The 25,926-nt window shown below is 68.0% G+C and carries 22 protein-coding genes and 1 tRNA gene; 11 read left to right on the top strand and 12 right to left on the bottom strand.

From position 1 onward, the window contains the following. Window positions 1–176 precede the first annotated feature (176 nt). From BN4348_RS49445 to BN4348_RS49420, 6 genes are read left to right on the top strand one after another with little or no spacing between them, the layout of a single operon-like run. Window positions 177–1,382, top strand: coding sequence for an MCE family protein (locus BN4348_RS49445; RefSeq protein ID WP_066915357.1), 1,206 nt, complete (start codon window positions 177–179; stop codon window positions 1,380–1,382). Then, window positions 1,379–2,413, top strand: coding sequence for an MCE family protein (locus tag BN4348_RS49440; RefSeq protein ID WP_264033796.1), 1,035 nt, complete (start codon window positions 1,379–1,381; stop codon window positions 2,411–2,413). The genes BN4348_RS49445 and BN4348_RS49440 overlap by 4 nt, the downstream gene beginning before the upstream one ends. Beyond that, entirely contained in the window at window positions 2,406–3,488 is a 1,083-nt protein-coding gene (locus BN4348_RS49435) for an MCE family protein (RefSeq protein ID WP_066915301.1), read from the top strand. The genes BN4348_RS49440 and BN4348_RS49435 overlap by 8 nt, the downstream gene beginning before the upstream one ends. Further along, window positions 3,488–4,891, top strand: coding sequence for an MCE family protein (locus BN4348_RS49430; protein ID WP_084454366.1), 1,404 nt, complete (start codon window positions 3,488–3,490; stop codon window positions 4,889–4,891). The genes BN4348_RS49435 and BN4348_RS49430 overlap by 1 nt, the downstream gene beginning before the upstream one ends. Beyond that, a complete protein-coding gene (locus tag BN4348_RS49425; RefSeq protein WP_084454365.1) occupies window positions 4,888–6,123 on the top strand; it encodes an MCE family protein in 1,236 nt (411 codons plus the stop codon). The genes BN4348_RS49430 and BN4348_RS49425 overlap by 4 nt, the downstream gene beginning before the upstream one ends. Further along, window positions 6,123–7,640, top strand: coding sequence for an MlaD family protein (locus tag BN4348_RS49420; protein ID WP_066915298.1), 1,518 nt, complete (start codon window positions 6,123–6,125; stop codon window positions 7,638–7,640). Before BN4348_RS49425 ends, BN4348_RS49420 begins: the two co-directional genes overlap by 1 nt. A 20-nt stretch (window positions 7,641–7,660) precedes the next feature. Here BN4348_RS49420 and pth read toward each other — a convergent pair whose 3' ends face one another. The 8 genes from pth to BN4348_RS49380 form a co-directional block, all read right to left on the bottom strand. After that, window positions 7,661–8,236, bottom strand: coding sequence for an aminoacyl-tRNA hydrolase (gene pth, locus BN4348_RS49415; RefSeq protein WP_066915296.1), 576 nt, complete (start codon window positions 8,234–8,236; stop codon window positions 7,661–7,663). A 12-nt stretch (window positions 8,237–8,248) separates the two neighbouring features. Beyond that, window positions 8,249–8,908: a 50S ribosomal protein L25/general stress protein Ctc gene (locus BN4348_RS49410; protein WP_066915351.1), complete on the bottom strand. Its 660-nt coding sequence runs from the start codon at window positions 8,906–8,908 to the stop codon at window positions 8,249–8,251. A gap of 126 nt (window positions 8,909–9,034) precedes the next feature. After that, complete coding sequence (locus BN4348_RS49405; protein ID WP_066915294.1) at window positions 9,035–9,904, bottom strand: oxidoreductase; 870 nt, start codon at window positions 9,902–9,904, stop codon at window positions 9,035–9,037. Window positions 9,905–9,999: 95 nt separating this feature from the next. Further along, window positions 10,000–10,650 carry an LpqN/LpqT family lipoprotein gene (locus BN4348_RS49400; RefSeq protein ID WP_066915291.1) on the bottom strand — a complete coding sequence of 217 codons (651 nt, stop codon included), beginning with the start codon at window positions 10,648–10,650 and terminating at the stop codon, window positions 10,000–10,002. Next, window positions 10,647–10,991 (bottom strand): arsenate reductase (glutaredoxin), encoded by a 345-nt coding sequence (arsC, locus tag BN4348_RS49395; protein WP_066915289.1) that lies wholly within the window; start codon window positions 10,989–10,991, stop codon window positions 10,647–10,649. Before arsC ends, BN4348_RS49400 begins: the two co-directional genes overlap by 4 nt. Next, window positions 10,992–11,972: a ribose-phosphate diphosphokinase gene (locus BN4348_RS49390; protein WP_066915287.1), complete on the bottom strand. Its 981-nt coding sequence runs from the start codon at window positions 11,970–11,972 to the stop codon at window positions 10,992–10,994. It lies immediately after the preceding gene. Between the two features lie 100 nt (window positions 11,973–12,072). Beyond that, window positions 12,073–13,557 (bottom strand): bifunctional UDP-N-acetylglucosamine diphosphorylase/glucosamine-1-phosphate N-acetyltransferase GlmU, encoded by a 1,485-nt coding sequence (gene glmU, locus BN4348_RS49385; RefSeq protein ID WP_066915349.1) that lies wholly within the window; start codon window positions 13,555–13,557, stop codon window positions 12,073–12,075. A 95-nt stretch (window positions 13,558–13,652) separates the two neighbouring features. Then, window positions 13,653–13,724, bottom strand: a tRNA-Gln gene (locus BN4348_RS49380). 143 nt (window positions 13,725–13,867) lie between these two features. Between BN4348_RS49380 and BN4348_RS49375 the strand changes: the two genes are divergently transcribed. After that, a complete protein-coding gene (locus tag BN4348_RS49375; protein WP_142308819.1) occupies window positions 13,868–14,461 on the top strand; it encodes a TetR/AcrR family transcriptional regulator in 594 nt (197 codons plus the stop codon). 7 nt (window positions 14,462–14,468) lie between these two features. Here BN4348_RS49375 and BN4348_RS49370 read toward each other — a convergent pair whose 3' ends face one another. The 3 genes from BN4348_RS49370 to BN4348_RS49360 are packed head-to-tail and all read right to left on the bottom strand — an operon-like array spanning window position 14,469 to window position 17,040. Beyond that, a complete protein-coding gene (locus BN4348_RS49370; protein ID WP_084454362.1) occupies window positions 14,469–15,362 on the bottom strand; it encodes an SDR family NAD(P)-dependent oxidoreductase in 894 nt (297 codons plus the stop codon). A gap of 2 nt (window positions 15,363–15,364) precedes the next feature. Next, on the bottom strand, window positions 15,365–16,411 hold the full coding sequence (locus tag BN4348_RS49365; protein WP_066915347.1) for a TIGR03617 family F420-dependent LLM class oxidoreductase: 1,047 nt from the start codon (window positions 16,409–16,411) through the stop codon (window positions 15,365–15,367). Between the two features lie 23 nt (window positions 16,412–16,434). Beyond that, window positions 16,435–17,040 carry a TetR/AcrR family transcriptional regulator gene (locus BN4348_RS49360; protein ID WP_211145748.1) on the bottom strand — a complete coding sequence of 202 codons (606 nt, stop codon included), beginning with the start codon at window positions 17,038–17,040 and terminating at the stop codon, window positions 16,435–16,437. Between the two features lie 154 nt (window positions 17,041–17,194). Here BN4348_RS49360 and BN4348_RS49355 point away from each other — a divergent pair, with 154 nt between their 5' ends. Together BN4348_RS49355 and BN4348_RS49350 are read left to right on the top strand one after the other, a co-directional pair. Beyond that, window positions 17,195–18,448: a sulfotransferase family protein gene (locus BN4348_RS49355; RefSeq protein WP_066915279.1), complete on the top strand. Its 1,254-nt coding sequence runs from the start codon at window positions 17,195–17,197 to the stop codon at window positions 18,446–18,448. Next, window positions 18,445–19,605 carry a DUF1214 domain-containing protein gene (locus tag BN4348_RS49350; protein ID WP_066915277.1) on the top strand — a complete coding sequence of 387 codons (1,161 nt, stop codon included), beginning with the start codon at window positions 18,445–18,447 and terminating at the stop codon, window positions 19,603–19,605. The genes BN4348_RS49355 and BN4348_RS49350 overlap by 4 nt, the downstream gene beginning before the upstream one ends. An 80-nt stretch (window positions 19,606–19,685) precedes the next feature. Here BN4348_RS49350 and lysA read toward each other — a convergent pair whose 3' ends face one another. Beyond that, window positions 19,686–21,026, bottom strand: coding sequence for a diaminopimelate decarboxylase (gene lysA, locus BN4348_RS49345; protein ID WP_066915275.1), 1,341 nt, complete (start codon window positions 21,024–21,026; stop codon window positions 19,686–19,688). Window positions 21,027–21,133: 107 nt separating this feature from the next. Between lysA and mfd the strand changes: the two genes are divergently transcribed. Both mfd and BN4348_RS49335 read left to right on the top strand, forming a co-directional pair. Next, window positions 21,134–24,790 carry a transcription-repair coupling factor gene (gene mfd / locus BN4348_RS49340; RefSeq protein ID WP_066915273.1) on the top strand — a complete coding sequence of 1,219 codons (3,657 nt, stop codon included), beginning with the start codon at window positions 21,134–21,136 and terminating at the stop codon, window positions 24,788–24,790. Beyond that, window positions 24,787–25,836, top strand: coding sequence for a nucleoside triphosphate pyrophosphohydrolase (locus BN4348_RS49335; protein WP_066915271.1), 1,050 nt, complete (start codon window positions 24,787–24,789; stop codon window positions 25,834–25,836). Before mfd ends, BN4348_RS49335 begins: the two co-directional genes overlap by 4 nt. The last annotated feature ends 90 nt before the right edge of the window (window positions 25,837–25,926 follow it).

Raw genomic sequence — 25,926 nt, 5'->3', positions numbered from 1 at the left:
CGTTCGCGTGCCGGCCGAATCTCGCCGAATTTGTCAGTACTGACGTCTTCCAATTAAGTCAGGACTGACATATTCTGGCGTCACTCGCGGGGCTGTGGCGGGGAGCCCAGGAGCAACGTCGATAAGGAGCTCGAGGATGACTGACCAGCACGCGGTCGCCCGGGTGCGCGGTGGCGATGGCACATAGCGGGGCAGCGCGTGCCGTTCGTCCGCTGACGGGCCTGATGACCGTCGCGGCGATCGCCGGGATCATCGCGCTGGCCGCGGGCTCGTTCCGGGGGGACTTCACCGGCACCGTGCCGGTGACGGTGCTGTCACCCCGCGCCGGGCTGGTGATGAATCCGGACGCAAAGGTGAAATTGCGCGAGGTGCAGGTCGGCACGGTTTCCTCGATCGAAGAGCGGCCGAACGGCCAAGCGGCCCTTCAGCTGGCGATCGATCCGTCGAAGTTGCACCTGATTCCGGCGAATGTGCTCGTCGACATCGCCTCGACGACGGTGTTCGGGGCCAAGTTCGTTCAACTGATTCCACCGGCCGATCCCTCGGCGCAAAAGCTCCATGCGGGCCAGTTGCTCGACGCCAAAAGCGTTACGGTGGAAATCAACACGGTATTTCAGGAACTCACCGCGGTGCTGGCGAAGGTCGAGCCGGAAAAGCTCAACGAGACGCTGGGCGCGCTCGCCTCGGCGCTCAACGGCCGCGGCCACCGGATCGGTCAGATGCTCTCGGATCTCGATACGTTTCTGGCCAAGCTGGATCCGGGGCTGGCCAACCTGGGCCATGACATCGCGACCTCCCGAAAGGCGTTCGGCGCCTACGCCGATGGGGCACCCGACCTGGTCGACGTCGCCAACAATACGACGCGGATCGGTCAGACGATCGTGGACCAACAGGCCAACCTCGATGCGCTGTTGATCAGCACGATCGGGCTGGCCGACATCGGAAACGACGTCGTGGGAGGCAACCGGCGCGCCCTGACCGACGTTGTCCAACTGCTGTTGCCGACAACCGATCTCACCAACGAGTACCACGAAGCGCTGAATTGCGCGATCGCCGGAATGCTTCCCGTGGCGAAGAACCCGCCGCCACCAGACCCCGGCGTCGTGGTTTCGGTCAGCTTCACACTGGGACTCGAACGCTATCGATACCCGGGTCACCTGCCCAAGGTCGGCGCCAAGGGCGGTCCGCATTGCCGGGACCAACACCTGCCGGCCGTGCCGTACGAAACGGCGCCGCCGTTCCTGGTCACCGACGTGGGCGCCAACCCATGGCAGTACGGAAACCAGGGCATATTGCTCAATTCCGACGGGCTCAAACAACTGCTCTACGGACCGATCGACGGGCCACCGCGCAACTCCGCCCAGATCGGACAACCCGGGTGAGCGGCGGGACGCGCGCGACGGTAGTCAAGTTCGGCGTCTTTGCCGTCGTGATGGCCACGCTGACCGCGTTTCTCTTCTTCATCTTCGGCCAGTACCGCACCGGCGCGACCAACGGCTACTCCGCGATCTTCTCCGACGTCTCGCGCCTCAAGGTCGGCGACTCCGTGCGCGCGGCCGGGATCCGGGTCGGCACCGTCAACAGCGTCGAACTACGCACGGACAAAACGGTTTTGGTGACGTTCGACGCCGACCGAGGAGTCGCCCTCACCACCGGCACCAAGGCGGCGGTTCGCTACCTCAACCTGGTCGGCGACCGCTATCTCGAGCTCGTCGACGGGGCCGGATCGACCCGGTTACTGCCGGCGGGGGCGCAGATTCCGCTCGACCGCACCGCGCCCGCCCTCGACCTCGATCTGCTCCTTGGCGGCCTGAAACCCGTTGTGCAGGGGCTCAATCCCCAGGACGTGAACGCGCTCACCGCGTCGCTGGTGCGAGTCTTCCAGGGCGAAGGCGACACTATGGACTCCGTATTCTCGAAGACGTCGTCGTTCTCGAATGCTATGGCCGACAACAACCGAACGGTCCAGCAACTCATCGACAACATGCACGCGGTGCTTGCCACGCTCGTCAAGGATGGCGACAAGTTCTCCGGTGCCATCGACCGGCTCGAGCGGTTGACCACGGGGCTTGCCCAGGACCGGGACACGATCGGCGCCGCGATCGACTCGCTGGACAACGGGACCGCGTCCATCGCCGATCTGCTGAGGAAAGCCCGGCCGCCGCTGGCCGGGACCGTGCAGCAATTGGGCCGGCTGGCGCCGCTGCTCGATCAGGGCAAGGACCAAATCGACGTGGCCCTGCAAAAGGCCCCGGGCAACTATCGCAAACTCGTCCGCCTCGGCGCGTACGGCAGCTTCATCCAGTTCTACATCTGCGGCATGACCGTCAGGGTCTCCGACCTGCAGGGCCGAACCGCCGTATTCCCCTGGCTCAGACAGGTCGGTGGGAGGTGCGGGGAGCCCGATGCGTAAGTACCGCGGTGCCCACCTGGTCCGGGCCGGCTTCATCGGCATCGTCCTGATGATCCTCGTCATTGCCGTGGGCCTGCAGCCGCAGCAGCTGATTTCGCTCGCGACCGACGTCCGTTACCAGGCGCTGTTTGCCGAAGCGGGCGGCCTGGAGGTCGGCAACGACGTCACGACGTCGGGCATCAAGGTCGGGACGGTCTCGGACATCGAGCTGCGCGACGGCAATGCCTTGGTCACGTTCACGGTGAAGGGAAAGGTCAGGCTCGGGTCGTACAGCACCGCTCACATCAGGACGGGTTCGCTGCTGGGACGACGGGTGCTCACCCTCGATTCGACGGGCAGCGGGGCGCTGCGCCCGTACGAGATCATCCCGGCCTCACGCACCTCGTCGCCGTACACGCTGACGGAATCGGTCAGCGACCTCACGACCAACCTCGCGGGAACCGACACCGCGTCGCTCAACCAGTCGCTGGACACGCTGTCGGCCACGATCGACCGCGTCGCACCGCGGTTGGGACCGATGTTCGACGGCCTGACCCGCCTGTCGGAGTCGCTCAACGGCCGCAACAAGACGCTCGGCGAGGTCCTCAAGGACACCAGCACCCTCACCGGCATCCTGTCGGAACGCAGCCAGCAGGTGAACAGGTTGATCCTCAACACCAATGACCTGCTCGACGTGCTGGCGCGGCGGCGCGAGGCGATCGTCGACCTGCTCGCGAACGTATCGGCCGTCGCCAAGCAACTGTCCGGTCTGGTGCGCGACAACGAAAAAACCCTGACACCGATGTTGCAGAAGCTGAACGCGGTGACGGCCGTCCTGGAGAAAAACCGCGACAACATCGCCAAAGCCCTTCCGGGCCTGGCCAAATACGAGGTCACCCAGGGTGAGGCGGTGTCCAGCGGGTTCTACTACCAATCGTTCACCCCGAACGTGATGCCGCCACAGTTCATCCAGCCGTTCCTGGACTACGCTTTCGGGTTCCGCAGGGGCGACATCCCCGGTCAACCACCGGACAACGCCGGCCCGCGGGCGGAATTTCCGTTCCCGCGCAACGGGATTCCGCAGGGACCACACTGATGTCGCGAAACCGGCTGGTGGTGGCCACGACCCTCGCGCTGGTCGCGCTGGGCGTCGCCGGTGTGGCCTTCGTCGCCTACCGGACATTCTTGCGGCCAAAGACCATCACGGCCTACTTCACCACCGCGACAGCGATCTACCCCGGCGACCGGGTGCGGGTCTCCGGCGTCAGGGTCGGCGAGATCACAGCGATCCGCCCGGAGGGCAACCTGGTCAAGGTCACCCTGCACGTCGATCGCGACGTGCGCATCCCCGCAGACGCCAAGGCGGTGATCGTCGCCCAGAACCTGGTCGCCGCGCGCTATATCCAACTGGCGCCGACCTACCGCGGGAGTGGACCGACGATGCCCGACGGGGCTGTGCTCCCCGCGGAACGCACCGCGGTGCCCGTCGAATGGGATGAGGTGAAAGCCCAATTAACCCGCCTGGCCGCGGATTTGGGGCCCAACAGTCAGGTGTCGACGCCGTCGGTCGCGCGGTTCATCGACAGCGCCGCCAACGCGTTGAGCGGCAATGGCCAAAAGTTGCGCCAGACCCTGGCGCAGTTGTCCGGGGTGGGCCGGATCCTGGCCAACGGCAGCGGCAACATCGTCGACATCATCAACAATTTGCAGGTTTTCGTCACGGCGCTGCGCGACAGCAACCAGCAGGTGGTCCAGTTCGAAAATCGGCTTGCCACTCTCACCAGCGTGCTCGACGACAGCAGGTCGGAGCTGGACGCCGCCCTGAGCGATCTGTCGAGCGTGGTGGGCGACGTACAACGATTCGTGGCGGGAAGCCGCGACCAGGTTTCCGAACAGATTCAGCGGTTGGCCAACGTCACGCAGAACCTCGTCGACCATCGCACCGACCTGGAGAACCTCCTGCATGTGGCCCCGAACGCGTTCGCCAATTTCTACAACGCCTACAACCCCGACACCGGTGACACCATCGGATCGATTGTGCTCAACAACTTCTCGAATCCCGTGCAGTTCATCTGCGCGCAGATCGGGGCGCTGGAAAACGCCACCGCGACCGAGACCGGCAAGCTGTGCGCCCAATATCTCGGTCCGGCACTGCGAGCGATCAACTTCAACTCCCCGCCGTTTCCGATGAGCATGGTCCTGATGAAGTCGGCCAACCCCGACAACATCGTCTATTCCGAGCCGCGCCTGGCGCCGGGCGGTGAGGGCCCGGGTGCCGCGCCACCCGAGCTGCCGCCCGCGGTATCCGCTTACACGGGGCTGCCGGGCGACACCCCGCCGGCGGCGCCGCCGCCACCACCACTGGGACGCATACCGGGAGCGGCGCAACCCGAGCCGCCGCCGACGACGGCCGCCGGCACCGCGACGCAAGACCTGCCGGCACGCGAACCCGCGAACGTGCAGGACATGCTGCTGCCGGTGGGAGGGGCCCAGCCATGAGCCGATCGCCCCACGTGCGCCGGGCGCTCGCCGTCGGCGCCGCCGTACTGTCGACCGCCACCGGATGCGCCTTCCAGGGGCTGAACTCGCTGCCCCTGCCCGGCACGGTGGGACGAGGGCCGGGCGCCGCCATTTACCATGTCGAGCTGGCGAATGTGAGCACGCTAGAGGCGAATTCGCCGGTGCTGCTCAACGACGTGGTCGTCGGGTGCATCGATCGCCTGACCTTTCGCGACTGGCACGCCGACGTCGAGATCTCGGTGAAACCCTCCGTCGTCGTGCCCGCCAACGCGGTGGCCCGCGTCGGGCAGACCAGCTTGCTGGGATCGATGCATCTCGAGCTGAACCCACCGCCGGGCGAGGCAGCGAACGGCCGGCTGCAACCGGGTTCCACCATCCCGCTCAACAGGTCGGCGACGTACCCGTCGACCGAGCAGACGCTCTCGTCGTTGTCGGTGGTGGTCAACGCCGGGGGACTGGGGCAGATCGGCGACATCATCCACAACTTCGGTGCCGCCATGGCCGGGCACGAGGACCAGATCCACGACCTGCTGATCCGGCTCGATGACTTCGTCGGCACGCTGGACACGCAGCGCGACAACCTTATCGGCTTCATCCAGGAGCTGAACCGGCTCACCGACACCTTCGCCGGACAACGCGACGTGATCACTCAAGCGCTGCACAAGATACCGCCGGCGCTGGACGTGCTGATCCGGGAGCGGCCGCGCATCACGACGGCGCTGGACAAGTTGCGGGTCTTCAGCGACACCGCGACCGGGCTCGTCAACGACACGCGGGACGACCTGGTGCACAACCTCAAGAACCTGGAACCGACGATCAAGGCGCTCGCCGACATCGGTCCCGACCTGGATACCGCGCTGGCCTGGGCGACCACCTTCCCGTACGGCCAGAATCTGATCGACCGGGGCGTCCGGGGTGACTACATGAACATGTTCCTGGTCGCCGACCTGACGCTTCCGCGGGTGAAGCGGACGCTGCTGCTCGGCACCCGGTGGGGTCAGGTCGGCGCGAAACTGGTTCCGGCGCCCGGAGAACCGGAATACCTGAATTTCACCTACGATCCGCTCGATGCGGGTAAGCCACCCCCGCCGGAGGGCGTTCCGGCGCCCGCGGCGCCCACCGCGGGCGGGACCGAGGCCGGTCCAACGCCGCCGACTCCGGTCGTCCCGCTGCCCACCGATTTCCCGCCGCAAGATCAGGGCGGCGGCTGATGCTGACGCGTCTGGTCAAGATCCAACTGGTGATCTTCACGATCGTGTCGGTCGTCGGCGTCCTTTCGATGGCCGTGGTCTACATACAGGCGCCGACCTTGCTGGGCATCGACCACATCACCGTGCGGCTCGAATTGCCCTCCGGCGGAGGGATATACCGGTTCGCCAACGTGACTTACCGTGGCGTGCAGGTGGGCAAGGTGACCGCGGTCGACTTGAAACCCGACGGGGTGCAGGCGACGCTGTCACTCGACACGTCGGTGCGGATTCCCGCCGACCTGCAAGCCGAGGTGCGCAGCGTGTCGGCGGTGGGCGAGCAGTATGTGGACCTGCGGCCGCGGAACAATGCCGGCCCCTACCTGCACGACGGCTCGGTTATCCCCGTCGGTCGCACCACGATTCCACAAGCGGTCGGGCCGATGCTGGACAGGGTCAGTGCCCTGATCAACAGCATCCCCAAAGAGAAGATGAGCGCATTGCTCGACGAGTCGTTCAAGGGCCTCAACGGCGCTGGCTTCGATCTCGGCTCGCTGCTTGACTCCTCGGCTCAATTCACCCGGGACGTAGCGCCCGTCTCCGATCAAACCCGGACGCTGATCGATGACGCTGTGCCGCTGCTGGATTCACAAGCCGCGACGACGGGCGCCATCCGAACCTGGGCGCACAGCCTGGCGGGCGTGACGCACACGCTGGCCACCGACGATGGCCGGCTGCGCACGCTGCTGAAAGCCGGACCGGGCGCCCTCGACGAGGTCTCTCGCCTGCTCGACCAGATAAAGCCCACGCTGCCAGTCCTATTGGCGAACCTCACCACGGTGGGTCAGGTCCTGGTGACGTACAACCCGTCGGTCCAGCAGCTGTTGGTGCTGCTGCCACCGGTGATCGCCTCGCTGCAGGCGTCGGGGTTGTCGAGGAACAACCCGACCGGGATGGCGCTGGGCGAGTTCGCGATCAGCATCGGCGACCCGCCGCCGTGCACGGTCGGCTTCCTGCCGCCCTCGTCATGGCGTTCCCCCGCCGACACCACCACGGTCGACACACCGGACGGGTTGTACTGCAAACTGCCGCAGGACTCCCCGATCGCGGTCCGCGGTGCCCGCAACTATCCCTGCATGGGCAAACCCGGGAAACGTGCACCGACCGTACAGATCTGCGACAGCGACAAGCCCTACGAACCGCTGGCGATGCGCCAGCATGCGCTCGGTCCCTATCCGCTGGATCCGAACCTGATCTCGCAGGGCATCCCGCCCGATGACCGGGCCACGTTCGGCGAGCACACGTACGGCCCGGTGGGCGGGACCCCGTTGCCGCCGGGCGCTGCGCCGTCGGGAACGCCGCCGGATGCCGCACCGAGTTCGTTGACGACCGACGGGCCGGCGGCCAATCCCTCCGTCGCCGTTGCCAGATACGACCCCCGGACCGGCAAGTACATGGCGGCCGGCGGCCAATTGTTCCAGCAATCCAACCTGGTTGCCGCCGCGGCGCCCAAGTCGTGGCAGGACATGCTGCCGAGGTAGGGCGCCCGCAGCGATCCCGCCTACCAGGCGTGGACGCGGTTCTGCGCCGGCTCCAGCCCGAGCTCGATGAGCAGCTCGGTGGCGTCGGCGGCCTGCTCGCAGATCGTCGGGACCTCGCCACGCTCAGCGGCGGTGAAGTTCTCCAGCACGAACGCCGCCGGGTCTTTGCGTCCGGGCGGACGGCCGATGCCGATGCGCACCCGCTGAAACTCCTTGGTGCCCAGCGCCGCCGCCACCGAGCGCAGCCCGTTGTGGCCGCCCTCGCCGCCGCCGATCTTGAGCCGGATGCTGCCGAACTCCAGATCGAGGTCGTCGTGGATGACGATGACGTCGGCCGGGGCAACGGAGTAGAACTTCGCCAGCGGCCCGACCTGGCGGCCGGACTCGTTCATGAAGCAGCGCGGCTTGGCCAATAGCACCGAGCGTCCGGCCAGCCGGCCGCTGACGACTTCGGCGCCGGAGCGCTTGTGCGCCTTGAACTTTGCACCCAGCCGCGCCGCGAGCAGGTCGGCGACCATGAACCCGAGGTTGTGCCGGGTGCGGGCGTAGTTGTCCCCGGGATTGCCCAGGCCGACCACCAGAAGCGGTTCGGCCACGTCGCGGTCTGCCTACTCGGACTCTTGTCCGGAGGCCTCGGCTTCGCCGCCCTCTTCGGCCTCGGCCGCTGCCGCTTCGCCCTCGGCCTCGCCGGCGCCCTCTTCGGCGAGGTCTGCAGCGGTCGGCGCGTTCACCACGTTGACCACCAGCAGGTCGGGGTCGGAAACCAGGCTGACGCCCGTCGGCAGCGTGATCTGCCCGGCGGTGAACTGGGTGCCGGGAGGGGCGTCCTCGACGGACACGGTCAGCTGCTCGGGAATCGACATGGCCTCGGCCTCGATCTCGATCGTGTTGGTCTCCTGGGTGACCAGGGTGTCGGGCGCGGCGTCGCCCTCGATGACGACGTTGACCTCCACGTGAACCTTCTCGCCGCGGCGCACGACCACCAGGTCGGCGTGCTGAATGGTGCGGCGGATCGGGTGAATGTCGAGCGCCTTGGTCAGCGCCAGCTGCTCCTTGCCGGCGATGTCGAGTGTCAGCACCGCGTTGGTGCCCGAGTGCCGCAGCACCGCCGCGTAGTCGTGGCCGGGCAGTTCCAGGTGCTGGGGCTCGGCGCCGTGACCGTAGAGCACGGCCGGAATCTTGCCGTTGCGGCGGGCCCGGCGGGACGCGCCCTTGCCGGTTTCGGTACGCACCGTCACCGGGAGTTGGTTGACTGCTGACTTGGCCATCGTGTCGCTCCTGTTGCTCACTCGTTCGGGGCACGGCCAGGTCGCGACAATTACGTCGGTCTCCGTCGATAACGGTGTGCTAGCACCCTCGCCGTGAACGCCCGGTCAGGTTAGCGCATGTGCGCCTCAGAGCGGAAATTTGGTGCCCGTGAGCTGCTCGGACAGCTCCCACAGCGCGGCCGCGGTGGCCGCGTCCTGCGCCCGGCGGCTGCGTCTGACCGGTTGGGTGCGACCGAGGTAGCCGAACCGGGGGCCGACGAACGTGTCGCCCGGCAGGTCCTGCGAGGCCGCGTAGAGGGTCTGCCGGGCGCCGAAATCGGCGTCGGTGGCTACCACCCGCGTGACGGCCGACATCAGCGCGTCGCCCAGCTTGCGGCCGGAGGCGCCCTGCAGGTTGGTGTGCGAGTAGCCGGGGTGGGCGGCCAGCGCGCGCAGCTTGGATCCGGCCGCATCGAGCCGGCGCTGCAACTCGCTGGTGAACAGTAGGTTGGCGAGCTTCGACTGGCTGTAGGCCAGCCAGGGGGAGTAGCGCCGGTTCGTCCAGTTCAGGTCGTCGAAGTCGATGCGGCCCGGCCAGTGCGCCATCGACGACACCGTGACGACGCGGTCGACGAGCTTGGGCAACAACAGGTTGGTGAGCGCGAAATGACCCAAATGGTTGGTGCCGATCTGGCTCTCGAAGCCGTCGGCGGTCAGCGCGTGGGGCGCGGCCATGATGCCGGCGTTGTTGATCAGCACGTCGGCGGTGTCCACCCCGTCGGCGAACTGGCGCACCGACGCCAGGTCCTGCAGGTCGAGCCGGCGCACCTCGACGTCGCCGGTGATCTGCTTCGCGGCGGCGTCGCCCTTGCCCGCGTTGCGGACGGCCATGACGATTTGCGCGCCCCGGGCGGCCAGCTCGCGGGCGGTCACCGCGCCCAGCCCGCTGTTGGCTCCGGTGATGATCACGGTGCGCCCCGCGAACGACGGCAGGTCAGCGGCGGTCCAGTTCGTCATGGCTGAACAGCTTAATGAAAACGTGCCGCGAGAGTGCAACTACCGACGGCGCCACTCGAGAAATGCGTGGCCAGTTGCACTTTCGGCGACGGCAATTACTTTGCGGCCACCACGAATCCGTGGATGATCGCCTCGATGTCGGGTGCCTGCGCGGCGGCCTGGTCGGCCAGGCTGGTGATGGTCAACTGAACCAGGTAGCGCTGGTTCGCGGGCGGCGACCCGGTGGGCAGCACGATCCGGTTCCAGCTGTGCAGCCGCGTGCCGTCGAGGTCGTAGCTGCCCTGGATCATCGACGACGGAAAGCCGTTGTAATTCGCCGTCGAGGCGTCCAGCTGCTTGAAATCCTCGAACAGCTGGGCGTCGTCGTTGCCGTGCTGGATCACCTGGGCCGGGTCGAAATCCCCCACCAATTTGAAGACCACGAGCCGGGCGGTCGGATACTTGCCGCCCTTGGAGATGATCACCGTCTCCTTGGTGATCTTCGGACTGGTGAACGGCGACCAGCCCGCCGGTGTCGGTATCGACACCCTCAGATCCGGCAGCGAGCCCGGCGCCACCTGTTGCCCGTTGACGCCGATGTTCTGCAGATACTGCGACAAGGGGACGGGCTTCTGCGTCGTCGTCGGGGCGGCGCCGGTCGTCGAGCTCCTCGTCAGGACCGACTGGTAGTCAGGGGGTTTCGGTGGTGAACAGGCCGCCACGGAGAGCGCGACCGCCACGACGGCGGCGCCGCAACGCAACCTCACAGAATCTCGCGCACCGCGTCGATCGGCCGCGCCAGCCGGGTGCCCTTCGGTGTGACGACGAAGGGGCGTTCGATCAGGATGGGATGCTCGGCCATCGCGTCGAGCAATTGCTCATCGGTCGCGTCGGCGAGATCGAGCTCGGCGTAGAGCGGTTCGCGCTTGCGCACGGCTGTGCGGACGTCGATGCCGGCGTCACGGATCATGTCAACGAGTTCGGCCCGCGACGGCGGGGTCTTCAGATACTGGACGACCCTCGGCTCAACGCCGTTGTCCCGCAACAAATCCAGCGTCTTGCGGGAGGTGCTGCACTTCGGGTTATGGTAGATGACGGTATCGGCCATCTAGGCGTCTCCGTCGAAAAGCCCTGTCACGGAGCCGTTTTCGAAAACGGCGCGAATGGTGCTGGCCAGCAGCGGCGCGATGGACAAGACCGTGAGCTGCGGGAAGCGCTTCTGCTCGTCGATGGGCAGCGTGTTCGTGACGATCACCTCGCGGGCGCCGCAGGAGGCCAGGCGCTCGGCGGCCGGGTCGGACAGCACGCCGTGGGTCGCCGCGATCACCACGTCGCTGGCGCCGTCGTCACGCAACAGGTTGACCGCGCCGGCGATGGTGCCGCCGGTGTCGATCATGTCGTCGATCAGGACGCAAGTCCGGCCTTCGACCTCGCCAACGACGCGGTTGGACACCACCTGGTTGGGCACCCGCGGATCACGGGTCTTGTGAATGAAGGCCAGCGGGACGCCGCCCAACGCGTCGGCCCATTTCTCGGCGATGCGCACCCGGCCCGAGTCGGGGGAGACCACGACCATGTTGCCGTCGGGGTAGTTGTCCTTGATGTAGCCGGTCAGCAGGTTCTGCGCCCGCATGTGGTCCACGGGCCCGTCGAAGAAGCCCTGGATCTGGTCGGTGTGCAGGTCGACGGTCACGATCCGGTCGGCGCCCGCGGTCTTGAGCAGGTCGGCGACCAGCCGCGCGGAGATGGGCTCGCGCCCGCGGTGCTTCTTGTCCTGCCGGGCGTAGGGGTAGAACGGCATGACCGCGGTGATCCGCTTCGCGCTGCCGCGCTTGAGCGCGTCGATCATGATCAGCTGTTCCATCAGCCAGTTGTTCACCGGCGCCGGGTTCGATTGCAGGACGAACGCGTCGCAACCGCGCACCGACTCGTGGAAACGAACGAAGATCTCGCCGTTGGCGAATTCCCGCGCGGTCTGCGCGGTGACGTGGACGTCGAGTTCCTTGGCCACCTGTTCGGCCAGCTCCGGATGCGCGCGGCCCGAGAACAGCATCAGGTTTTTTCGGTTATCGGTCCAGTCGTGGCTCACCGCACTGCCCTCGCCGTATCGGGATTGGAATCTAGAGAGGAAGGCCCAATCGTACGAAGCGAATCGTACGGAAATGTGGCCGGGTTGCCAGCAGCCGAATTCACGGTGTCGATTCGGGTGCTGCCGAAGGGGCGGCCGGCGGGTCCTGCTCGGTGGCTTTCTCGGCCGCTTTCGCCGCCGCGCTGCCCGGCCGCTTGCGCTGCACCCAGCCCTCGATGTTGCGCTGCGGCCCCGCCGACACCGCCAGCGCGCCCGGCGGGACGTCGTCGCGCACCACCGTGCCGGCGCCCGTGTAGGCCCCGTCGCCGACGGTCACCGGCGCGACGAACATGGTGTCCGAGCCGGTGCGGACGTGCGAGCCGACCGTGGTGCGTCGCTTGGACTCGCCGTCGTAGTTGACGAACACGCTGGACGCGCCGATGTTGCTGTGCTCGCCGATGTCGGCGTCGCCGACGTACGTCAGATGCGGGACCTTGGTGCCGGTCCCGATGTTGGAGTTCTTGGTCTCGACGAACGCGCCGAGCTTCCCGTCGGATCCCAGCGCGGTTCCCGGCCTCAGATACGTATAGGGGCCGACCGTGGCGCCGTTCCCGATCGACGAGGACGTGCCGTGGGTGCGCACCACCGACGCGCCGTCACCGACGACGACGTCGGTCAGGGTGGTGTCGGGCCCGACGACGCAGCGACCCCCGACCCTGGTGCGGCCGTGCAGCTGAGTGCCGGGGTGGATCACGGTGTCGCGGCCGATCGTCACGTCGACATCGATCCAGGTGCTGGCCGGGTCGATGATGGTCACGCCGGACAGCTGGTGGGCGGCGACGATCCGGCGGTTGAATTCGGCGCCCAGTTCGGCCAGCTGGACGCGGTTGTTGACGCCGGCCACCAGCGCGCTGTCGGCGACGTGCTGAGCATGCACGGTCCGGCCGTCCCCGCGCAGGATGGCGATGGCGTCGGTCAGGTAGAGCTCCTGCTGGGCGTTGTTGGCGCTCAGCCGGCTCAGCGCCGATCGCAGCGCCGCGATGTCGAAGGCGTAGACGCCGGCGTTGACCTCGTGAATCTCGCGTTGCGAGGGCGTCGCGTCGGTGTGCTCGACGATCCCCATCACCTCGTTGTCCTGGGTGCGCAGGATGCGGCCGTAGCCGACCGGATCGGTCAGCGTCGTGGTGAGCACCGTGACCGCGGCCGCCTGGGCGCTGTGGGTGGCGACCAGGCCGGCCAGGGTGTCGGAGTCCAGCAGCGGCGTGTCGCCCGAGGTGACGACGACGATGCCGGCGTAGTCGTCGGGCAGGGCCGACAGGCCGCACAGGACCGCGTGGCCGGTGCCCAGCGGCCGGTCCTGCAGCGCCACGTCGATCGTGCGGCCGAGGGTGTCGCCCAGCTCGGCGACCAGCGGCTCGACGCGCTCGTGATCGTGGCCGAGGACCACCACCAGATGCTGGGGCGCCACCTTGGCGACGGCGTGCAGGGAATGCGCCAGCATGCTGCGGCCGGCGATCGTGTGCACCACCTTCGGGGTGTCGGAGCGCATCCGGGTGCCGGGTCCGGCCGCGAGAACCAGGACCGCGGTGTCACCACGAAACGACACGGATCTCCCTTCTTCGCGCGAGCGTGCGTGTTTGTACGCCGACACGCCGTCAAGCGTGTCATTTCATGCACGCTCGCCGCAAAGGGCCACGCTAGCTCCGTCGCCAGGACTCGAACCTGAACTCTCAGAACCAAAATCTGATGTGCTGCCGATTACACCACGACGGACTGCCGGCCCACAGGCCCACGCCACCAAGACTCTAGACGGGACGGCAGCGCCGCGCCGAACCGATACGCTGATTGACGTGGCCGTTCTGGACCCTCAAACGCAAAAGGAGCCGGACAAGGAAGCGCGGGCGCCACGCGCCCGCATGACCGGTAGCGAGCGCCGCCAGCAGCTCATCGGCATCGCACGCTCGCTGTTCGCCGAACGCGGTTACGAGGGCACCTCGATCGAGGAGATCGCGCTGCGGGCCAACGTCTCCAAGCCCGTCGTCTACGAGCATTTCGGCGGCAAGGAGGGCTTGTACGCCGTCGTCGTCGACCGCGAGATGTCGGCGCTGTTGGACATGATCACCTCGTCGCTGACCAACAACCGGTCCCGGGTGCGGGTCGAGCGCGTCGCGCTGGCGCTGCTCACCTACGTCGAAGAACGCACCGACGGATTCCGCATCATGATCCGCGACTCGCCGGCCGCGATCAGCTCGGGCACCTACTCCAGCCTGCTCAACGACGCCGTCAGCCAGGTCAGCTCGATCCTGGCCGGCGACTTCGCCCGCCGGGGGCTGGATCCCGACCTGGCCCCCCTCTACGCGCAGGCGCTGGTGGGCTCGGTGTCGATGACGGCGCAATGGTGGCTCGACACCCGCGAGCCCAAGAAGGAAGTGGTGGCCGCGCACCTGGTCAACCTGATGTGGAACGGCCTGACGCACCTGGAGGCCGATCCCCGGCTGCAGGACGAGTAGGGCGCGGCTAGGGCCGCACCCCGCCCAGGAAATTGTTCAGGGCGTGTTTGCCGATTTCTCGTATGCCCAGGGGTCGCGGCAGCAGGCGGGTCACGACGAACATCATGCGCCGGTTCGGCGCCCCCACTTGCATGCTGGGCCGTTTGCCGAGATAGAGGACCGCCTCTTCGACGTTTTCTTCGGGCGTATTGATGAGGCTGCCCCGGGCCCGCGCGACCTCGAGCGCATCGGCGGCCCCCGGTGAACTCGTGAGCCCGGCCATGCACGCCAACACGTGTACGTTGTGGGGCTTCAGTTCGTACCAGAGCCCCTCGGCGAGAATGATGTTGTATGCCCTCGTCGCGCCGTAGTGCGTGTAGTACGGGCTGCCGATCAGCCCCGTGCCGCTACTCATCAGGACGATGCCGCCACGACGGCGCGCCTTCATCAGGGCCCCGTAGTGGTAGGTCAGCCCAAATGGACTGCAGCAGTTGATGTTTATCCGCTGCCGCTCGAATTCGAGGTTATCGGCCCAGAATCCCCCGACCGTGGCCAGCGCGGCGTTGGATACCAGCAGTCCGATTTCGCGGTCGCCGACGGCCGCGACGATGTTTTCCACGGCATCCGTCGCCCCCAGTTCCTGGGAGATGGCAAGCACCTCCACGCCGAACCGTGTCACCAACTCTTGGCGTTTCTTCTCCAGCTTTTCGGGGTTGCGCGCGACGATCGCAACCGACAAACCTTGGGACGCCGCATAATCCGCCCAGGCGCCGCCGATGCCCTCGCTCGCGCCGGCCACGAGCGCCCAGGGTCCGTACTGGCCGGCGAAGTCCTTCGGGGGGCGCCGGACGAGCGGGCTGTGCGCTTGCCACTGCTTGGCGACGATTGACTTCAACGCCAGAGCCGATTGTGCTGCGTTCATTGCTACCTTCCTGGTGTTTGTTCCCTGAGGGTGGGAATGGCCTTGAGGCGATCGATGAGGGTTCCCAGCACGTCGTCCGGCACGTCGATGACCGGCAGGCTCAGACCGGTGCACACCCCGGAATACCAGTACTCGAGCACTGCCGGGATGTCGTCGTAGGTGCCCTGCGGCACGACGATGTCCAGCACCTCGTCGGTGAGGTGCTTGTGCAGTTCGGACCATTCGTTCCTGCGCGCCATGCCGGTCAGCGCCTCGCCGACGCCCTCGAAGCCGAAGTGTTCGAGTTGCCGGCGATAGGCCGGGGTGCTGTAGAGGAAGGCAAGTTCTTTTTGCCGGTGTTCCCGCATCCGCGCCAGCTCGTCGGCGGTGGCGGCCATCAACGGTTGCGGGTTGGCCACCACGGCGAGCGGGGTCGTCGTGCGGCGACCGTTTCTCGCGCCCTCGGCCAGGGCCGGCAGAGTCTGCGACTTGAGGATCGACGGGTGTGAATTGGTGGGATGGCAGACGAAGCCGTCGGAGATTTCGCCGGCCAGAGCGCACATCTTCGCGTTCACCCCGCCGGTCCAGATCTGTGGAGCCGGACACGCGATCGGGCCGGGGTTGAAATACGGCTGGAGGCGGTCGAATCGGTAGAACCGCCCGCTGTAGTCGAGGGGCTCGCCGGTCTGGAAGGCGCGGAAGATGGCCAGCAGTGCTTCGATGTAATCCCTCATGCGCGGGGTCGGCTGCGACCACGGCACCGAGAATCGTCCGACGATGTTGCCGCGGACCTGGGAGGCCAGGCCGAGCTGGAAGCGCCCGTCGGAGTACTTGGCGAGATCCCAGGCCGCGTACGCGGTGATCATGGGACTGCGCGGAAACGCCAGGGCCATGCTGGTCCGCACGGTCAGCCGCGTCGTGTGGGTCAGCGCCATCGCCGCGACCGTGAACGCGTCGTGGATGGTTTCGGACACGTGGATGACCTCGAAGCCGATGCGCTCCATGCGCGCCGCCCACGGCCCGATCTCGGCCAGGCCGAGCTGGGCCGGCGCGGAGGCGACGACTTCCATCGGCCGCTCGGCCTCGCCAGCGGTCACCGGGTGAGCCCCCGGACGATCAGCGTGGTGTTGTGTTCGAGCCAGGCGTCGTCGAGCGTGCGCTCGGTGGCCATCGACATCATGACCGTGCCGCCGATCATGTCCATCAGCAGGCGCGCGTCGATGCCGCCGGCCGCCGACCCGTCGGCGGCCGCGTCGTCGAGGTAGTGCTGCAGGCGCTCGTAGGTGCCGCCCTGCAGCCGATCCAGCAGCCGCGCCGACAGCCCGGGCTCAGACGGCAGTTCGGCCGTCAGGCCCGACACCGCGCTGTGCACCGCCGGCCGGCTGAACAGCTGGATCGATCCCTCGAGCAGGCTGCGCACGACCGTCCGCAGGTCACCGGTCAACGGCAACTCCTCTTGTGGCGTCGGGGGAAACACCGCCGCGAAGACGAGTTCGATCTTGGTGGGGAAACGCCGGTACACCGCCGGCGGCGTGGCGCCGGCACGGGCCGCCACCAACGGAATGCTCAGCCGCGCATAGCCGATCTCTTCGAGCAGTTCGTTGGTGGCTTGCAGCACCGCGTCGTCGATGCGCGCATCGCGGGGCCGCCCCTGGGACTTCGTGTCGCGACGCCGGCGCTCGAAAGGTGTTGATTTCATTACGTTCAGATCGTAATGTTTTGCGGAGCCGGGCACAACGGTCCGCCTGAACACCGATCAATCGGAACGGGTCGCGAATAATGCTGCGCATCAATCGGTTTAGACCGAAGCGACCGGATAACGCGTGTCCACTCAACGATGAGGAACGCCCGTCATGGCCATCGAAACCCCACCCAGACCGCTACCGTTTCGGATCCTCAACGGCGGCTACCGCGCCGCGCGGCTGCTGGGCGCTCATCCCCTGCCGCTGCGCAAGTACGCGCTCATGGACCGGGCCAGCCGGCGCGCCGGCGGGCTGACCGACTTCGGCGACCCCCGCTTCGAAGCGGGCCTGGACCGGCTCATCGAGTCGATCAACAGCGAGGACAAGCTCAACGGCTTCGGCCGGATCCTGGCCACGACGCACATCACGAACCTGTTGCGCCAGCGGTTGCTGGTCATGGACCACGTCCGCAGGAATCCCTCGATCCGGGAGGAGGTCATCGCCAAGCCGGTCTTCCTGGTTGGCGCGCCCCGCACCGGCACCACGATCACCCATCACCTGCTGAGCCAGGACGATCGGTTTCGCTTCCCCCTCACCTGGGAGTGCGACGAGCTGCACCCACCGCTGGATCCCGCCACGATGCGCACCGACCCGCGCATCGACCGCAGTGAGAAGCAGATCCGGCGCACCCTGGCGCTGGCCCCCGATCTGGACGCGGCCCACCCGCTCGGCGCGTGGGAGGCCCAGGAATGCGCGCTGTTGCACGCCTACGCCTTTCACAGCGAGACGTTCCTCGTCATGTTCAACTGCCAGGGCTACGACCGGTGGCTGGCCGACCAGGACCGCACCTGGGTCTACCAGGAGGAGAAGCTGCTCCTGCAGTACATGCAGAGCGGGGGACTGCGTCCCCGGGAGAGCTGGCTACTCAAGACGCCACCGCACATGGCCAACATCGACAAGATCCTCGACGTCTTCCCCGACGCCCGCTTCGTCACCACCTACCGAGAACCCACCGAAGTCATCGCGTCCAGCTGCAAGCTGTCCGGCACCGTCTTCGCGATGGTGACCGACGGCGTCGACTGGCATGACCACGGCCGCTACATGAGCTGGCGCACCGGGAGCATGCTCGCCCGCAACGTCGAACTGCGGCGCCAATTCGCGGACCGCTCAGCGCAATTCATCGACTTTCCGATGGATCGGATGGTTCGCGACCCAATGGCGTGCGTCAAGGAGGTCTACGACCACTTCGGCATGGAACTCACCGCCGAGGTGCATCGGAAGATGAGCAGGTTCATGGCCGAGCGTGGCATGGCCACCCGCAAGCCCAACATCTACCGTGCCGAGGATTACGGACTCGACATCGCCACGATGTGGCCCGAACTCCAGTACTACCGCGACTTCTACGGAATCGAGGACAAGCGATGACCGAAGAATTGAACGACGCCGTGCGGGCGGCATGGCGGCGGTTCGGCGATCTGCACGACGACCTGCTCGCCGTCGCGCTGGCGCAGGGCGACCTCGACGAGGGTTCTGCCACTGCGCTTCTCGGGCGCCTGGTCGGCCACATTCAGTACCTGGGGCTGCAGCTGCGCAGCGACCCGGTGCGACCAACGCTGATCAATGCCCAGTACGCGCCCTGGAACTGGGGGCATTCCAACCCCGACACCCTGTACCTGTCGGCGCGCATCGACGATGCGCACGACTACCGGGTGTACGGCCAATTGGGCTCGGTTGCACAGACCACCTTCGGCGTCTACGCCGGCAAGGATGACCAGGCCCGGGCGGTCAAGACGCAGTCCGAGGACCTCGACGTCGCGCCGGACGGCTCCTTCGAGATCTACTTCAGCCGCGAGAAGATAGGAGATGCCAACTGGTTTGAGCTTCCCCCCGGGGCCGAGTCGTTCTGCTGCTATCAAACCTACGGCGACTGGCAACGGCAGTCGAAAGGCAGCATCCGCATCGAATGCCTCAATCCGCGACCACCGGCGGAGCCGCCGTCGCTGGCGCACGCCGTCGCCGCGTTCGATGCGCAGTTGGCCGCGTCGCGCGACCTTTTCACCATGTGGGTCAACGACATTCCCGCGCGCGTCTTCGGAGCCTTGCCGAAGAACGTCGCCATCCCGCCGATGCAACCACCGTCGGCCATGGCCGGAGCGTGGTTCGTGCCCATCTCCTGGGAACTGGAGGATGGCCAGGCCTTGGTGATCGACTACGAAATCCCCGCCGGCAGCCCATATGTCGGCATCTGCCTGACCAACCGGTGGAGCGAGATGATCGACATCGCGACCCGCCAGACGAGCCTGAACCGGGCCCAGTCGCACACCGACGGCAATCGCGTGCGGGTGCTGGTGGCGGCCCAGGACGTCGGCGTCGAAAACTGGCTCGACGCCCGCGGGTATCGAAGTGGGGTCGTGACCTGGCGGGCCACCGCGGCCGAGCAGCCCGCGACGCCGACCGCCACGGTGATCGACATCGACGACGTCGACGAGTACTTCGACCCCTTGCGGCGCGTCACCGCCTACCAGCGGGCGGCGGCGTTGTCGGCGCGGCAGCGCCATTTCGCCGAGCGCGACGTGCCGTGACCACTAGCGGCGTTTGCACTCACCACTAGCTCGATGGTGGTGAGCTGCTGCGCCCCGCTACGCGGCGCTTGCACTCACCACTAGCCGCAGTCACGGGAGAGCAGATCCGCGATCGTCTCGCGGCGCATCAGGGCGCGGGCCCGGCCGCCCTTGACCGCCACCAGCGGCGGACGGCCGACCATGTTGTAGTTCGACGCCATGCTGTGGTGGTAGGCGCCGGTGCAGGCCACGGCCAGCAGGTCGCCGGGGCGAAGGTCCGCCGGCAGCTCGATGTCGCGGACGATCTCGTCGCCGGCCTCGCAGTGCCGGCCGGCCACGGTGACGCGCTGTCTGGCTCCCCGCGGGTGCCGGTTCGCCAGCGTGACGGTGTAGTGCGCGCCGGACAACGACACCCGCGGGTTGTCGCTCATTCCGCCGTCGACGGCGACGAAGGTGCGGCCGCCCGGCTGCGTCTTCACCGAACACACCCGATACAGCGTCAGACCGGCCCGGCCACAGATGGCGCGTCCGGGTTCGACCACGACGGCCGGCCGGGGGAAGTGCTCGGCCGCGCAGGCCTCGTCCAGGGCGTCCTCGATGACGCGGGCCAGCTCGCCGAGGTCGAGCTCGCGATCGCCGGGAAGGTAGGGGATGGCGTGCCCACCGCCGATGTTGAGCTCGGTGAGGATGACGCCGTGGTGGGCGCGGATGTCGGCCATGGCCGCGATCATCCGGCGGATCGCTTCGCCGTACAGGGCCGCGTCGGTGACCTGCGAGCCGAGGTGGCAGTGCAGCCCCACCAGGTCGAGGATGGGGTGCGACAGCACGCGCTTCACCGCGTCCGCGGCACGGTCACCGGCGAGGGTGAAGCCGAACTTCTGATCGCTGATGCCGGTCGTGACGGCGCGGTGTCCGTGAATGTCGATATCGGGGGTCACCCGGATGAGCACCGGCTGGCGCCGGCAGGCGAGGCCCGCGAGGTAGGCGATCTCGATGCACGAATCGACCACGACGCGCCCGACGCCCACCCGGGCGGCCTCGCGCAGCTCGTCGGGCGACTTCGCGTTGCCGTGCATGACGATCCGTGCCGGGTCCACTCCCCCGGCCAGGGCAACGGCCAGTTCACCGCCCGAGCAGACAGCGACACCGAGGCCCTCCTCGCGCGCCCACCGCGCGACCGCGGTGGTCAGCAGCGACTTCCCGGCGTACACGATCCCGACACCGTGCAGCGCCTTGCGGTAGCGGCGGGCGCGATGGCGGAAGTCGGCCTCGTCGATGACGTAGGCCGGGGTGTCGAATTCGTCGGCGATGTCGGCCAGCGGCACGCCTCCGACGCAGAGCTGCCCGTCCTCATCGGGGCGGGTCGTGACCGGCCAGATCGTGGAATCGAACCGGCGAGATGCCGCCCGACCAAGCGACGGCACGATGTCCAGCAGTGTCATGAATCAAACGTGCGCCCGCCGCAGCTCGGGCGCCGCTTTTCTTACGATCCCTTGACGGCGCCGGGCTCAATATTGACGATCTTTGGCGCCCCTAGAATGGATTCATCATGACCGCACCGGGGCCTGTTCGCCCAGAAACCCCGATCGCGGGGCTCGTGGATCTGGCGCTGACCGCGCCGACCTTCCGGCAGCTGATCGACAGCGCGGCAACCCGACCCGCCGAATTGAACCTGGCCGGACCGGCCAGCGCGCGGTTGTTCGTCGCCGGCGCGCTGGCGCGGCTGGGTCCCTTGCTCGTGGTCACCGCGACCGGGCGCGAGGCCGACGAACTGACCGCCGAACTGCGCGGGGCGTTCGGCGACGCCGTGACGGTCTTCCCGTCCTGGGAAACCCTGCCGCACGAACGTCTTTCCCCCGGCATCGACACCGTCGGCACCCGCATGCTGGTGCTGCGCCGGCTGGCTCACCCCGACGAAGCGCGGCTGGGCCCGCCCTTGCAAGTGGTGGTGACGGCGGTGCGGTCGCTGTTGCAGCCGATGACGCCGCGGCTGGGCGACGTGGAGCCGGTCACCCTGAGCGTCGGCCGGGAGACCGCCTTCTCCGACGTCGTCGCCCGACTGGTCGAGCTGGCCTACACCCGGGTGGACATGGTCGGCCGGCGCGGTGAGTTCGCCGTGCGCGGCGGGATCCTCGACGTCTTCCCGCCGACCGCCGAACACCCGGTGCGCGTCGAGTTCTGGGGCGACGAGGTCAGCGAGATGCGGATGTTCTCCGTCGCCGATCAGCGCTCCATCCCCGAGATCGAGGTCGACGCGGTCACCGCGGTGGCCTGCCGCGAACTGCTGCTCACCGACGACGTGCGGGAGCGGGCCGCCGCGCTGGCCGCCCGGCACTCCACGGGCGAACCCGCCATCACCGGCAGCGTCACCGACATGCTGGCCAAGCTGGGCGAGGGCATCGCCGTCGACGGCATGGAGGCGTTGCTGCCGGTACTGCGGCCCGGCGAGCACGTGCTGCTGACAGACCAACTGGCCGGCGGCACCCCGATCTTGGTGTGTGACCCGGAGAAGGTGCGCAGCCGCGCGGCCGACCTGATCAAGACCGGCAGCGAATTCCTCGAGGCGTCGTGGTCGGTCGCGGCGCTGGGCACCGACGCGCCCGTCGACGTGGCCCAGTTCGGCGGATCCGGCTTTGCCGAACTGGACGATGTGCGGGCCGCGGCGGCCCGCGCCGGTCACCGGTGGTGGACGCTGAGCCAGCTCTCCGACGAGTCGGCGGTGGAGCTGGAAGTTCGGGCGGCGCCGTCGGCCCGCGGGCACCAGCACGACATCGACGGCATCTTCGCGATGCTGCGCGCCCACGTGGCCACGGGCGGGCACGCCGTGGTTGTCGCGCCCGGCACCGGGACCGCGCACCGGGTGGTCGAGCGGCTCGCCGAGTCCGAAACCCCCGCCGCCATGCTGGAACCGGGCGCCGCTCCGAAACCCGGGGTGGTCGGCGTGCTCAAGGGCCCGCTGCACGACGGCCTGATCATCCCGGGCGAGCCCGCCAACCTGGTGGTCATCACCGAGACGGATCTGACCGGCAACCGGGCGACGGCCGTCGAGGGAAAGCGGCTGGCCGCCAGGCGGCGCAACACCGTCGACCCGCTCGCGCTCACGGCCGGCGACCTGGTGGTGCACGACCAGCACGGCATCGGGCGGTTCGTGGAGATGGTCGAGCGGACCGTCGGCGGCGCGCGCCGGGAGTACCTGGTTCTCGAATACGCCTCGAGCAAGCGGGGCGGGGGTTCCGACAAGCTGTACGTGCCGATGGATTCGCTGGACCAGCTGTCGCGCTACGTCGGCGGGCAGGCGCCGGCGCTGAGCAGGCTCGGCGGCAGCGACTGGGCCAACACCAAGACCAAAGCGCGCCGGGCCGTGCGCGAGATCGCCGGCGAGCTGGTGTCGCTGTACGCCAAGCGGCAGGCCAGCCCCGGGCACGCGTTCGGGCCGGACACCCCGTGGCAGGCCGAGATGGAGGACGCGTTCGGGTTCACCGAGACCGTCGACCAGCTCACCGCGATCACCGAGGTCAAGGCCGACATGGAAAAGCCGGTCCCGATGGACCGGGTGATCTGCGGCGACGTCGGCTATGGCAAGACCGAGATCGCCGTGCGGGCGGCGTTCAAGGCCGTCCAGGACGGCAAACAGGTCGCCGTGCTGGTGCCCACCACGCTGCTGGCCGACCAGCACCTGCAGACGTTCAGCGAGCGGATGGCCGACTTCCCGGTGACCGTCAAGGGGCTGTCCCGGTTCACCGACACCGCCGAGTCCCGCGCCGTGATCGACGGCCTGGCCGACGGCACGGTCGACATCGTGATCGGCACCCATCGGCTGCTGCAGACCGGGGTGCGCTGGAAGGATCTGGGGCTGGTCGTCGTCGACGAGGAGCAGCGGTTCGGCGTCGAGCACAAGGAGCACATCAAGTCGCTGCGCACCCACGTCGACGTGCTCACCATGAGCGCCACCCCGATCCCCCGCACGCTGGAGATGAGCCTGGCCGGCATCCGCGAGATGTCGACGATCCTCACCCCGCCCGAGGAGCGGTATCCCGTGCTGACGTACGTCGGCCCGCACGACGAGAAGCAGGTCGCGGCCGCGTTGCGGCGCGAGCTGCTGCGCGACGGCCAGGCGTTCTACGTGCACAACCGGGTGAGCTCCATCGACCGGGCCGCCGCCCGGGTCCGCGAGCTGGTGCCCGAGGCGCGTGTCGTCGTCGCGCACGGGCAGATGCCCGAGGAGCGGCTCGAACGCACCGTGCAGGGCTTCTGGAACCGCGAGTACGACATCCTGGTCTGCACCACGATCGTGGAGACCGGCCTGGACATCTCCAACGCCAACACGCTGATCGTCGAGCGCGCCGACACCTTCGGGTTGTCGCAGCTGCACCAGCTGCGCGGCCGGGTCGGCCGCAGCCGCGAGCGCGGCTACGCCTACTTCCTGTATCCGCAACACGCGCCGCTGACCGAGACGGCCTACGACCGGCTGGCGACCATCGCGCAGAACAACGAGTTGGGCGCCGGCATGGCCGTCGCGCTCAAGGACCTGGAGATCCGCGGCGCCGGCAACGTGCTGGGCGTCGAGCAGTCCGGGCACGTCGCCGGGGTCGGCTTCGACCTGTACGTGCGGCTGGTGGGCGAGGCCGTGGAGGCGTACCGGGCGGCCGCCGACGGCCAAACGGTCACCACGCCCGAGGAGCCCAAGGATGTGCGGATCGACCTGCCGGTGGACGCGCACCTGCCGCCGGACTACATCGCCAGCGACCGGCTCCGGTTGGAGGGCTACCGGCGGCTGGCCGCGGCCTCCGACGATGCCGCCGTCGGCGCCGTTGTTGAGGAGCTGATCGACCGCTACGGCGCGCTGCCCGAGCCCGCCGAGCGGCTGGTGGCCGTCGCGCGGCTGCGGCTGTTGTGCCGCGACGCGGGCATCACCGAGGTCTCGGCCCCGTCGGCGGCGACCGTGCGGCTGTCGCCGGTGACGCTGCTGGATTCGGCCCAGGTGCGGCTCAAGCGGATGTACCCGGCGGCGCACTACCGCGCCACGACGTCCACGGTTCAGGTGCCCATTCCGCGGGCCGGCGGGGTCGGGGCGCCGCGCCTGCGCGACGTCGAATTGCTGCAGATGGTGGCCAACCTCGTCACGGCACTGCAGGGAAAACCACAGATAGAGATTGGTATAACGGGGTCACCAGCACCCACGAGCGGGGAGGAGCGGCGCGCATGATCGTCGTCTTGTTCGACCCCCGCCGCCCGTCGCTGGTGCCGGTCGAGGCCATCGAGCACCTCGCCGGCGAAGTGCAATACACCGAGGAGATGCCCGTCGCGGTGCCCTGGTCGCTGCCCGCCGCGCGACCGGTGCACTCCGGGGACCCCAACGCTCCAGCGCCGGTGCTGCTGTCCTCCGATCCGGACCACCCGGCCGTGGCCGCCCGATTGGCGGCCGGGGCGCGGCTGATCTCGGCGCCGGACAGGCCGCGCGGCGAGCGACTGGTCGACGCCGTGGCGTTGATGGACAAGTTGCGCACCGCGGGACCGTGGGAGAGCGAACAGACCCACGATTCGTTGCGCAGGTTTCTGCTCGAGGAGACCTACGAGCTGCTGGACGCGGTGCGCAGCGGCAACGCCGATCAGCTGCGCGAGGAACTCGGAGATGTGTTGCTACAGGTCCTCTTCCACGCCCGCATCGCCGAGGACGCGCCGCAGTCGGCGTTCACCATCGACGACGTCGCGGCCGCGTTGATGCGTAAACTGGGCAATCGGGTACCAGGAGTGCTTGCGGGGCAATCGATTTCACTCGAGGAGCAGTTGGCTCAATGGGAGGAGGCCAAGGCCTCAGAAAGGGCGGCAAAGGCGCGAAACTCGGTGATGGACGACGTGCACACCGGTCAACCGGCACTGGCTTTGGCGCAGAAGGTGATTCAGCGCGCCGAGAAGGCGGGGTTACCCGCCGACCTGATCCCCGCCGAGATGACCTCCGTTTCGGTGGCCGCCGACTTCGATGCGGAAAGCGCGCTTCGCGCCGCGGTTTTGGAGTTCGTTGACACGGTCCGCAGCGTGGAGACAGCGATCGCGGCCGCGCGCCGCGGCGACAACGTTCCGGTCGAACTCGACGTCGCGCCGCTGGGCGAGGTCACCGAGGAGGAGTGGCGCGCGCACTGGCCGCTCGCCGAATCGGCCCTCGAAGAGACGGTCGTCGGCGAGCCGGCCGCCGACGACGCCGGCTCCAAGGCGTCCGGCGGGGGCTCCAAGCGGCGCAAAGGGCGGAAATAGTGCACTTTGGCGCTGCCGCGGTGCGCTTCGGGCAGCAATCGACGGGTTAGCCGCGAAACCCGTGGGACGATGGTCTGGCAGGAGTTGGTG

Origin of the sequence: Mycobacterium interjectum (assembly GCF_900078675.2) — a bacterium.
Lineage (GTDB): Bacteria > Actinomycetota > Actinomycetes > Mycobacteriales > Mycobacteriaceae > Mycobacterium > Mycobacterium interjectum.
This window is presented reverse-complemented; position numbering and strand designations above follow the sequence as displayed.